The 11426-nt window shown below is 43.4% G+C and carries 10 protein-coding genes and 1 tRNA gene; 6 read left to right on the top strand and 5 right to left on the bottom strand.

The window, feature by feature from the left end; translation table 11 throughout:
- The first annotated feature begins 103 nt into the window (after positions 1 to 103).
- Positions 104 to 427, top strand: a complete 324-nt coding sequence (locus tag VCM39_RS14860) for a thioredoxin family protein (RefSeq protein ID WP_221650826.1) — start codon at positions 104 to 106, stop codon at positions 425 to 427.
- A gap of 197 nt (positions 428 to 624) precedes the next feature.
- On the opposite strand, the gene VCM39_RS14865 is transcribed toward VCM39_RS14860, so the two are convergent.
- Positions 625 to 709, bottom strand: a tRNA-Ser gene (locus VCM39_RS14865).
- Positions 710 to 996: 287 nt separating this feature from the next.
- On the opposite strand from VCM39_RS14865, the gene pflB reads away from it, so the two are divergent.
- The 3 genes from pflB (at position 997) to pflA (ending at position 4383) form a co-directional block, all read left to right on the top strand.
- Positions 997 to 3225: a formate C-acetyltransferase gene (pflB, locus tag VCM39_RS14870; RefSeq protein ID WP_221650827.1), complete on the top strand. Its 2229-nt coding sequence runs from the start codon at positions 997 to 999 to the stop codon at positions 3223 to 3225.
- Positions 3226 to 3262: 37 nt separating this feature from the next.
- The gene (locus tag VCM39_RS14875) at positions 3263 to 3622 is read left to right on the top strand and encodes a four helix bundle protein (protein WP_002561881.1); all 360 of its coding nucleotides are present in this window, start codon (positions 3263 to 3265) and stop codon (positions 3620 to 3622) included.
- 62 nt (positions 3623 to 3684) lie between these two features.
- Positions 3685 to 4383, top strand: a complete 699-nt coding sequence (gene pflA, locus VCM39_RS14880; RefSeq protein WP_231373139.1) for a pyruvate formate-lyase-activating protein — start codon at positions 3685 to 3687, stop codon at positions 4381 to 4383.
- Between the two features lie 96 nt (positions 4384 to 4479).
- Here pflA and VCM39_RS14885 read toward each other — a convergent pair whose 3' ends face one another.
- Both VCM39_RS14885 and VCM39_RS14890 read right to left on the bottom strand, forming a co-directional pair.
- Complete coding sequence (locus tag VCM39_RS14885; protein ID WP_221650859.1) at positions 4480 to 5727, bottom strand: outer membrane beta-barrel protein; 1248 nt, start codon at positions 5725 to 5727, stop codon at positions 4480 to 4482.
- 11 nt (positions 5728 to 5738) lie between these two features.
- Positions 5739 to 6290 carry an RNA polymerase sigma factor gene (locus tag VCM39_RS14890; protein WP_007484765.1) on the bottom strand — a complete coding sequence of 184 codons (552 nt, stop codon included), beginning with the start codon at positions 6288 to 6290 and terminating at the stop codon, positions 5739 to 5741.
- Between the two features lie 217 nt (positions 6291 to 6507).
- Here VCM39_RS14890 and VCM39_RS14895 point away from each other — a divergent pair, with 217 nt between their 5' ends.
- Complete coding sequence (locus VCM39_RS14895; protein WP_221650828.1) at positions 6508 to 7263, top strand: NigD-like protein; 756 nt, start codon at positions 6508 to 6510, stop codon at positions 7261 to 7263.
- Between the two features lie 374 nt (positions 7264 to 7637).
- Here VCM39_RS14895 and VCM39_RS14900 read toward each other — a convergent pair whose 3' ends face one another.
- Positions 7638 to 8564: a hydrogen peroxide-inducible genes activator gene (locus VCM39_RS14900; protein WP_223382029.1), complete on the bottom strand. Its 927-nt coding sequence runs from the start codon at positions 8562 to 8564 to the stop codon at positions 7638 to 7640.
- A 134-nt stretch (positions 8565 to 8698) separates the two neighbouring features.
- Here VCM39_RS14900 and VCM39_RS14905 point away from each other — a divergent pair, with 134 nt between their 5' ends.
- On the top strand, positions 8699 to 9175 hold the full coding sequence (locus VCM39_RS14905) for a Dps family protein (protein ID WP_025866908.1): 477 nt from the start codon (positions 8699 to 8701) through the stop codon (positions 9173 to 9175).
- 159 nt (positions 9176 to 9334) lie between these two features.
- Here VCM39_RS14905 and VCM39_RS14910 read toward each other — a convergent pair whose 3' ends face one another.
- Positions 9335 to 11401 carry a family 20 glycosylhydrolase gene (locus VCM39_RS14910; RefSeq protein ID WP_322932960.1) on the bottom strand — a complete coding sequence of 689 codons (2067 nt, stop codon included), beginning with the start codon at positions 11399 to 11401 and terminating at the stop codon, positions 9335 to 9337.
- Positions 11402 to 11426: the final 25 nt, after the last annotated feature.

Below are 11426 nucleotides of genomic sequence, written 5' to 3' on the forward strand. Positions count from 1 at the left end.
AGAGTAATTAACCTCTAATCTATGTTTATTCTCCCTCCTCCCGCAAACATTTTTTCTTTCTTTATTGTTGGAACAACAATTAATCATTTAAAATATTATCGATATGAAAGAAAAGAAGGAAGCCCGTGAAGAACGGAACAAAGAAAAGTTGACTCACGGCGATTGGATAATGGTCGAATTTTATGCCCACTGGCAGCCTGAAAACAAGAGAATGCATCCTGTCATAGAGGAGTTTAAAAAATTAATGAAAGGGACTCTTGAGGTAGTACAAATTGACATCGATCAGGAACGTGCTCTTGCAGAACTGTATACCATTGAAAATACTCCTACCTATATATTAATGAGAAAGGGCGAAGAACTGTGGAGACAATCCGGAGAATTAAGTCTGGAAAGACTGGAAAGAGCAGTGAAAGAATTTAAACCCTGACACAGGTATTGCTGATATAGACCACAGTCAAAAGCAATTCGAACAACAGAGTGTACAAATAAGAAGTGAGCTCAACTGATTGCGATAAAAAAACATTAACAAATCCGAATTAAAGCAACATCATTCTATTGTTCAATAAAAACAAACTCCCTGTAAAGTAATGCTTTACAGGGAGTTTCATGTTTTTTACTTCTCAGCGGAGAGACAGGGATTCGAACCCCGGGTACCTCGCAGTACAACGGTTTTCAAGACCGCCGCAATCGACCACTCTGCCACCTCTCCAAAATGTCCTTTTTATTCCTCTATAATGGCTTACATTATCAGCTTACCAAGACTCATATAAAGGTGCTTGTTGTTAAAAGCGGTGCAAAGATACAAAGAGATTTTAAACCTCCAAACGATTTTATAAAAAAAAAGAATAAGTCTTTTATTTTCTCTCCTTATTTATAGGTATTTTATGCTATTAAACACAAAATAGAGGATATTTATACTTATAATATGAAAAATGCTTGTAACTTTGCGTGCTCTAAAGAAGAATGGATAACCCAACCACTAACTAATATTTAAGTATGGAATTGAATAAAACCTTTAATGACGGACTTTGGAGTAAAGAAATCAACGTAAGAGATTTCGTTAGTAATAACATTACTCCTTATTATGGAGATGCATCCTTCCTACAAGGACCTACAGAACGTACAAAGGCAGTGTGGAACTGTTGCCTCAAAGCACTCGAAGAAGAAAGAGCCAACAACGGTGTGCGCTCCCTTGACTACCAAACCGTTTCAACCATCTCCTCTCATAAAGCCGGATACATTGATAAAGAAAACGAGCTTATCGTCGGATTACAGACAGATGAACTGTTGAGACGTGCCATCAAACCGTTCGGTGGCATCAATGTAGTAGCAAAAGCCTGCCATGAAAATGGTGTAGAGGTAGATGACCGTGTAAAAGATATATTTACTCATTATCGCAAGACTCACAACGACGGAGTATTTGATGTATATACCGAAGAGATCCGTTCATTCCGTTCATTGGGATTCCTTACCGGGCTTCCCGATAACTATGCCCGCGGACGTATCATTGGTGATTATCGTCGTCTGGCCCTTTACGGCATCGACCGCCTGATTGAAGCCAAGCTTGAAGATCTGAAAGGATTAACCGGTCCTATGACCGAAGCACGCATCCGACTTCGCGAAGAAGTGGCCGAACAGATCAAGGCACTGAAAGAAATGAAAATAATGGGTGAATACTACGGACTGGACCTCAGCCGCCCGGCATACAACGCGCAGGAAGCTGTTCAGTGGGTGTATATGGCTTATCTGGCTGCCGTAAAAGAACAGGATGGAGCTGCAATGTCACTGGGTAACGTATCATCTTTCCTTGATATTTATATTGAATACGATCTGGCTCATGGCAATATTGACGAGACATTTGCACAGGAACTGATTGACCAGTTCGTTATCAAACTGCGTATGGTACGCCACTTGCGCATGCAATCTTATAATGACATCTTTGCCGGAGACCCAACCTGGGTGACTGAATCCATCGGTGGACGTTTCAACGACGGACGTACAAAGGTGACCAAGACTTCTTTCCGTTTCCTGCAAACACTATACAACCTGGGAGCATCTCCGGAACCTAATATGACTGTATTGTGGAGCCCCGATCTACCGGAAGGTTTCAAGGAATTCTGTGCAAAAGTTTCTATCGACACCTCCTCCGTACAGTACGAAAATGATGACCTGATGCGTGAAGTACGCCAGTCAGACGACTATGGTATTGCCTGCTGTGTATCTTATCAGGAGATAGGAAAGCAGATACAGTTCTTTGGTGCACGCGCCAATCTGGCAAAAGCTCTGTTACTTGCTATTAATGGCGGACGTTGCGAGAACACGGGTACTGTTATGGTGAAAGATATCCCTGTGCTGACAGGTGATGTACTGAAGTTCGAAGAGGTAATGGCCAACTATAAAAAGGTGCTGACTGAAATTGCCCGCGTGTACAATGATGCAATGAATATCATTCACTATATGCACGATAAGTATTACTACGAGAAGGCACAGATGGCACTTATCGATACCAATCCCCGTATCAACCTGGCATATGGTGTAGCCGGACTTTCTATTGCTATCGACTCTCTGTCTGCCATTAAATATGCAACAGTAAAAGCCCGCCGTAACGACATCGGCCTGACAGAAGGTTTTGACATCAACGGCGAGTTCCCTTGTTTTGGTAATGACAACGATAAAGTAGACCACTTAGGTGTAGACCTCGTTTACTACTTTAGCGAAGAACTGAAGAAGTTACCGGTTTACAAGAATGCTCGTCCTACCCTTTCATTGCTGACAATCACTTCCAATGTGATGTACGGCAAAAAGACAGGTGCCACTCCGGACGGACGTGCCAAAGGCATTGCTTTTGCTCCGGGAGCCAACCCGATGCACGGACGTGACAAGAATGGTGCTATTGCCTCTCTCAGCTCTGTTGCAAAGTTACGCTATCGCGACTCTCAGGATGGTATCAGTAATACATTCTCCATCGTACCGAAATCACTCGGAGCTTCTGCCGAAGATCGTATAGAGAACCTGATAACAATGATGGATGGCTATTTCACCAAAGGTGCACACCACCTGAATGTCAATGTATTGAACCGTGAAATGCTTGAAGATGCCATGGAGCATCCGGAGAAATATCCGCAACTGACTATTCGTGTATCAGGTTATGCAGTAAACTTCATCAAGTTGAGCCGTGAACATCAACTGGAGGTTTTGAGCCGTTCGTTCCACGAACGTTTTTAATTGAAAATTGAAAGTTGAAAATTGAAAATGAATAGTTATGCCAATAAATATTATAGGAGATAAATCGTACTCATTTGCACTTAGGATCATAAAAGCTTATAAGTTTTTGTCTGAGCAAAAAAGGGAATTTATTTTATCCAAACAATTATTAAGAAGTGGCACTGCAATAGGAGCTTTATGCCGGGAGGCTGAACATGCCCAAAGTAAAGCAGATTTCCTCAATAAAATGAATATTGCTTTAAAAGAAGCAAACGAGACCGAATATTGGCTTATGTTGCTCAAAGACAGCGATTATATTTCAATAGACTCTTACGACTCTATAAGAAACGATTGCAGCGAATTAATAAAGCTATTAGCCAGCATTGTCAAGTCAACCAAAACATCACTCAATAAATAGCTATGAATTTTCAACTTTCAACTTTCAATTTTCAATTAATCAAAGTTCATTCTTATGAAAGTATGGGAACATTCGACGGGCCGGGTCTACGGCTCGTCGTTTTTCTTCAAGGTTGTAATTTCCGTTGCCTTTACTGTGCCAATCCGGATACAATTGCTGTAAAAGGCGGAATACCCACTGACCCGGAAGAAATTGTCCGCATGGCTATCAATCAGAAACCTTTTTTCGGAAAACGTGGAGGGATTACTTTCTCCGGAGGTGAACCAACGCTACAAGCAGAAGCTCTGTTACCCCTGTTTCACCGATTGAAAGAAGAGGGTATCCATATCTGTCTTGACAGCAACGGCGGATTATGGAACGAACATGTAGAGAAACTTTTGAAACTGACAGACCTCGTTTTGCTGGATATTAAAGAATTCAATCTGCCACATCACCAAAAGCTTACCGGACGGAGTAACGAACAAACGCTACACACAGCTGCCTGGCTGGAAGAGCATAAACGTCCCTTCTGGCTACGCTATGTGTTGGTGCCGGGATACAGTGATTTTGAAGAAGATATCCGTGCAATGGGACAACAACTGGGTAGTTACCAAATGATCCAAAAAGTAGAAATACTCCCCTATCACACATTAGGTGTACACAAATATGAGGCAATGAAACAAGAGTATCTGCTAAAAGGAATAAAAGAAAATACACCGGAACAAATCGAACAGGCTGCCAACCTGTTCAAAGAATACTTCAAAACAGTACAAATAAATTAGGTGCTTCCCGCACGGGGAGGTACGCCAAGCGGTATGCTTCACAAAAAACGGAGACTTTAAAAAAGCCTCCGTTTTATTTTATATTTAATGCTATTTTTAATAGGTGAAGCGAATACCTGCCTGTATATTGAAGTTACACGGCGTTTCCTTACGAATGGTTTGCACATTGGAACCATCATCGAAGAAATATGCTACTCCAGGTTCTACGTAAATACCCACATGCTTTGTCGCATTGAATTGTGCGCCCACTGCACCGGCTACCGAAAGCTGCACCGGCTTCACTGTTTGCTTTTCACTCCCTAATTTTCCATATACGCACTTCTCTATCATTCCGCCGGCAGCCACATACAATGTGAAACGGTCCTTATCGAAGAAGTTCCAGTTAGCCCGGACAGGAATACCTATATAATGCAGTTTCTGATCGATCATGGCATTACCGCCACTCATCTCGACATCCGAAGAAAGTAATGTATACGTCAATCCGGTTTCTACCGAAAAACCTTTTGCCAACCCCTTACGTACCGACAAGCCAAAAGAGATAGGCTGATGATGTTTGATGTCCACTATTTCATCCATACGTTTCAGGTAGGGTACCCCTTCTTTGAATACCACCATTTGATTATCGGGGATGCGAATAATCTCTCCCTCGGCAGAATTGGATACCAGGTTGAGCCGTTGTTCATTAGGCATACCACCACCTGCCAGATCATTGCCTGTAAGGGAGACTCCTCCTGCATTGCCTACCGCTGCACCAAGTGACCAACGTCCTTTTTTAGATTCCGTTTTTTCTACCGGGATATGCAGTTTATCCTGCCCGGATCTTTTATGTGATCTCACCACAGGTGCTTCTTCTTTCGTTACTACCGGTTCTTTTTCAGTTTCCTCTTTCTCGTTGGCTATCTGCTGCACAGTCTCCTTTCCATCGGCTATTTCACGAACAGCCTCAGCAGGTACCGAGGGTTCGGTTCCCTGTCTCTCCGCTATTTTCTTCGCTTGTGCAACTATCGGACGGATAGCACGTGCCGGCTCTACTTTCGCCACCTGTACATCGGGCGCATCTGTTTGAGGCAATATATCCGGATCAGCAGCCAACATCGGGGTAGCTGTACGACGAATTTCTTCAGCGGTAGGAGTATTCAGGAAGTAGATGCTCAAGGATGTAGCAGCCACCAGCAATACCGCCGCTGCTGTTGCCACCCATTTGCGATAAGGATACAGTATCCGCTTTTCAACAGGCGATACCAATTCCTTCTCCAGTTGTTCCCAACCGGAAGCGGGCATAGGCTCGGAGTAGTCCTGCAACTTCTCCTTCAGCTTGTCCATCCACATTTCTTTATCTTTCATCTTCTCATCTTTCATCTGTCATTCACCATTAACCATTCTTTCACTCTCCTGGCCAATACACTCTTTGCACGAAACAACTGCGAAGCCGAGGACTTTTCATTTATACCCAGTAGCTGGGCAATCTCTTTATGCGACTTATCTTCAAACGTGTATAAGTTGAACACGGTACGATAGCCTGCGGGTAACTCTTCAATAAACTGCATCAGTACTTTTTGCGGTATAGCCTCCACTGCCGCAATATCCGGCTCTTCATAAGTTTCGGGGGCTTCATCAAGCGCCATTGCCTGATTCATCACATCATTTTTACGCAAATACTGTAATGCCACATTTACCATCACACGCTCCATCCATGCTCTGAGAGAACCTTCGCCCCGCCAGGTGAACTTATCAAAAGAAGCAAAGATTTTCAGGAAACCGTCATGTACCAGGTCCTGTGCCGTGTCCCTGTCTCCGGCATACCGGAGACAGATGCCAAGCATCCTCCCTGAATACTGCTCATAAAGTTCTTTGCGGGCACGGTTATTTCCCTGCCTGCATAGCTCTGTCAGCTCCTGTTCTTCCATTCTCTTTAACACGTGTTTATCTTATAAATGCAGCAAAGATAGAAATACTGCATAGAGAGAGCAAGTCTTTTATTGCTTTTATTTCTTTAACAATCTGTCGTGCAATATTCTTTTATATCCTGCATTTTTCATACAGTGTGCTTCCCGCATGGGGAGGTACACCGGGCGATGATAGCCATTAATAAGTGTAACAGTAAAAAGAAAACCAAACAAACTTATGAAGAAATTAAATTTTATTGCAGCAACAATGATTCTGGTCCTTACTCCTTTCCTCCAGTCATGCCTGGACGATGACGGACCAAGCTATTCTGATTTGACCATTGCCACCCTCAAAGCCACTGATGCCGACAGCTATTATTTTGGTCTGGATAGTGGCAGAAAGATGTATCCGGGTGATGACTCTGCAGTTCGCAACTATCCGATTGTAGATGGAAAGCGTGTATTTGTATGGTTTCACCAGCTCGAAGAGCAAGTTCCGGGATATGATTATAACATTCAGGTAGTACAAATGGATTCTATCCTGACCAAAGGTATCATCCCGCTTACGGAAGTTACAGCAGATAGCATCGGTGATAATAAGATAAACGTCACTTACCATTGGATTGCACAGGGATATCTTACGATGGAATTCCAGTATTATGGAACACGGAACCCCAACAAGAAACACATGCTCAATCTGGTTCACAACGAAGACACGGAACTTGTGGACGAAGAAGGTTACATCAATCTGGAGTTCCGCCACAATGCATTTGATGATAATGGTGGTAACTTGGGTGAAGGTATTGTCTCCTTCAACCTCGATAAAGTAGCCGAAGAAATGAAAACAGCCAAAGGACTGAAAGTACGTGTAAAAACGATATACGACAATATACAGTTTATAAAAATGGACTTTAAAGAATCCAAAAACAGCAGTCAAATACCTACTGCACAACAACTAAATATTTCTGCATACACGGCTGAAACGAACTACTAATTCTGATATAATAAAATGTGACGAACGATGACAACTTCCCATGATTGTCATCGTTCTTTTTTTATCCCATCATTTGGGTTAAAGCTGATACAGGAATGAATCAGTTCACCACAGAGGACACGGAGGGCTCAGAGATATTATTTTCTCTGATGAAACGCGGATGATCGCAGATGAACGCAGATTAAAAAACTGTAGTTCTTTATTTTATCGTTATTTCTCTTTGCGAGAATTTGCGTTCATCTGCGTTTCAATAAAGATTAAACTCTGTGCCCTCTGTGTCCTCTGTGATGAAATACCGTACAATAATGAAGTAATTTACCGATATACCAATTAGCTACACCGCCCACTGTCAATTGTCAATTGTCCACTGTCCATTAAACCAAGCACTGTACAGCCTGCAAACTAAGCATCTCCTTAGGCACAGCTGCACGTATCTCATCTTTCAGTACAGAAAGTAAACTACCACGAATAAAGTCTTTATTGGTGGTCAGTACAATGGGTCTTGTAGGACGGGGAATGGCAAACGGACGTACCAACTCTTTTTGTTCATTGGAGAGTTGAGACACTGCCAGTTCCGGGACGAATGTAATTCCTTTCCCACTCTCTACCATACGCATAAATGTCTCCATACTTCCCAGGTGATATGCCATCTGATGGAGTTTCACAGCTTCCATCTGGCAGAAACGCACCAGCTGATCACGGAAGCAATGCCCTTCATCGAGCAACCATAACCGCTCTCCCGTAATATCGGACGTACGGATCACATCATGCTTAAACAACGGTTCCTTGCGAGATACATATCCATAAAACTGTTCATAGAAAAGAATCTCTTCTGACAACGCAGCATCTTCGAGCAGACTTGCTAAAATAGCAGCATCAATTTCTCCGTCACGTAATGCCTGACGGATATCCTTCGTTTTCATCTCCGTCACCCGTACATCCAGCTCCGGATACTTTTCCATTAGTTGCGGAAAAAAGCGTGGCAACAGATAAGGTGCGATAGTAGGTAATACCGCCAAACGGAAAGTACCGGACAGCGAACGTTTCTCTTCACTGATAATCTCTTTCACCTGTGAAGCCTGGGCGAGTACGGCACGGGCCTGAGCAATCACCTTCTCTCCCACCCGTGTGGGACATACCGGTTGCATTGCACGGTCGAAGAGCTTTACTCCCAGTTCATCTTCGAGTTTCTGAATCATTGCGCTCAAAGTAGGTTGCGTCACCCGGCAATATTCTGCTGCCTTGGCAAAATGCCTGAACTGGTCTACGGCAAGTATATACTCCAACTGTTGTATTGTCATCTATCAAAGTTTTATAAGTTATAGATTCTGTCTATGCAAAGATAGAAATTATCAGTTTGACACGCATACATTTTCGCCTTATCTTTGCAATACGAAAAAGAAAAATAGTATAAACAAATTAAATAAAACAAGTTATGAAAACATTAGATTACATCAAGTTGAACGAATCGGGAGTGAACAACGTAGTAGCATCTTTGCAACAATTACTGGCAGATTTCCAAGTATATTACACCAACCTTCGCGGTTTCCACTGGAATATTAAAGGACATGATTTCTTTGTACTCCACAGCAAGTTCGAAGATCTCTATAACGATGCAGCCGAGAAAGTTGACGAAATAGCCGAACGTATCCTGATGCTGGGCGGAACTCCTGCCAATAAATTCAGTGATTACCTCAAGATGTCCAACATCAACGAAGTAGACCGGGTGAGCAATGGCGAGAAAGCTTTAGAAAATATTCTGGAAACTTACAGCCATCTGATCGGCGAAGAACGCAAACTGTTGTCCATCGCTTCACAAGCCGGTGACGAAGTTACAGTAGCTTTGATGAGCGATTATCTGAAAGAACAAGAGAAAATGGTTTGGATGCTGACAGCTTATAACAACAAATAAGTCCCCCCACAGCAAGTTTTGATTTCCTTTTTAAACAAAACTGTTTCTAAATCGAGAGAGCCACAATTTACGGTTATTGTGGCTCTTTTTTATTGTATGACAATAAGGTAACACATCAAATTACCCTATTGTTTATCAATCACATACATTCAGCTATCCCTATTTGATCACAATTTCATCCGTGAAAAGCCATCCCCCCTCTATCCCATTGGATAAAGCCCGGTAACGAACATAACGGGCTGACGCCTTTCCTTCCCATTGATAAGTCCGAAAAACCAACCGGTCTTCCGTAGTAGGAACATCGGTAGATAAACGTTGTACTTCTGTAAACGTCTTTCCGGCTTCTGATATAGAAATAATCACCTCACGCGGTAACCAAACATAAGGACCGGACAGCTGCATAAACTCGGCAGCTACCGAAGTAATTTCCGTCACCTTCTCCAGATCAATCGTAACATCTATATCCGTATTCAGGAAACCCTGCCAGCGCTTATCTCCATACGTCCATCCGCCGCGAACCCCGTCTACCAGTGCCGAATCACCTCCGGCTGTATATTGAGGTGCATACGGAGTTGTGTAATGAATCGGTTTCATCAGTCCTAAGTGTTCAATGCGTGTAGCCGCCTGCGGACGCTCTCCTACCTCTTTACTCAGATCGAAAGGATGATATCCGTGAGCCTGCAACCAGCTAACCTCTTTCAGGGCAGACTGCCGGAAGTGTTCCCAATTTTTCTGTTCCGGCTGTGTCCATGCTACTTCTGCCAATGCCAGCAAGCGGGGATAAATCATATATTCCATATGTTCGGGAGTAGATATATATTCCGCCCATACATTTGCCTGTACCCCCTTTATATAAGCGGCCTCCTGCTTTGTCAGTGCTTTAGGTACAGGATTGTAAGAGTATACCTTCTCCAAAGTCAGGTAGCCTCCGATAGCTTCGGGCTGACTGGTCGGGTCATCCTGGTAAGCGTCCAGATAACAAAACTCTCCCGGAGTCATTATCACATCGTGCGCTGCCCGGGCAGCAGTAATTCCTCCCTCTTCTCCTCGCCATGACATCACAGTGGCACGGGGAGCCAGTCCACCTTCCAGGATTTCATCCCATCCCAATAACTGACGGTTGTGGTCATTGAGGAATTTCTCCATTCGATGAATGAGATAGCTTTGCAGTTCTTTCACATCAGACAATCCCTCCGCCTTCATTCTCTTCTGGCACAGAGGACACTTTTTCCAGCTTTCCATATTCGCCTCATCACCGCCCACATGAATATATTCAGAAGGGAAGATATCTATCACCTCCGACAATACATTTTGCAGAAAAGTAAAGGTGTCCTCATTGCCGATACAGAATTCCGAATTTACATAAGGCTTGCCGGAACAAGACAACTGAGGAAAAACAGCTAACACTTCTTCCGAGTGCCCCGGCATTTCTATCTCGGGAATAACGGTGATATGACGTTGCCGCGCATATTCCACAATCTCCCGTGCATCATCCTGTGTATAGTATCCTCCGTCTGCGCCCGGAGCGTCTTTTGTACAGTACTTACGGCCACCCTTCCACCATGCTTTCCAGTTAGGATAAGGACGATAAGCTGCCTGCTCCGTCAGTTCCGGATAACGTTTAATTTCCAGACGCCAGCCAGCACCATCTGTCAGATGCCAATGAAGGGTGTTCAGCTTATAGCGTGCCATGGCATCCAACTGTTTCTTTATAAATTCTTTGGTTCGGAAATGGCGGGATACGTCCTGGTGCAAACCTCTGTAAGCAAAACGAGGAGCATCTTTGATATCAACCAATGGCAAGGTATAGGTACTGTCTGTATCGGCATCTGCCAATTGCAACAATGTTTGAAAGCCATAAAACAGCCCGGCACCGGAAGGAGCAGACACAACAATACCTTTTGAAGTTATTTCTAACTGGTAGCTCTCTGTCGAATCATGTTCGTTGCCGGGAGCAATTATCACAAACTGAACAGCCGCTTTTTCGGACTCTTCTGTACTCAATTGTAAACCCAAAGGAGAAGCCTGCACATATTCTGCAAACTCTTTTCCCTCTGTCTCCGGCAGATTAGAAGTAAACGTAGCTTGTTTTTGTAACCGGTAAGTTCCGGAAGTAGTTTCAACCGATTGTGGTTGCGGAATGATCCGTATCTCAACATCCTTCTGCTGACATCCTGCCATCCCAAGACACATAAACAATAAACATGAAACAAATCCTTTTTTCATACTATCAAATATAATAAATAAATAC

The sequence above is a fragment of the Bacteroides mucinivorans genome, assembly GCF_034654355.2.
Taxonomy (GTDB): domain Bacteria; phylum Bacteroidota; class Bacteroidia; order Bacteroidales; family Bacteroidaceae; genus Bacteroides; species Bacteroides nordii.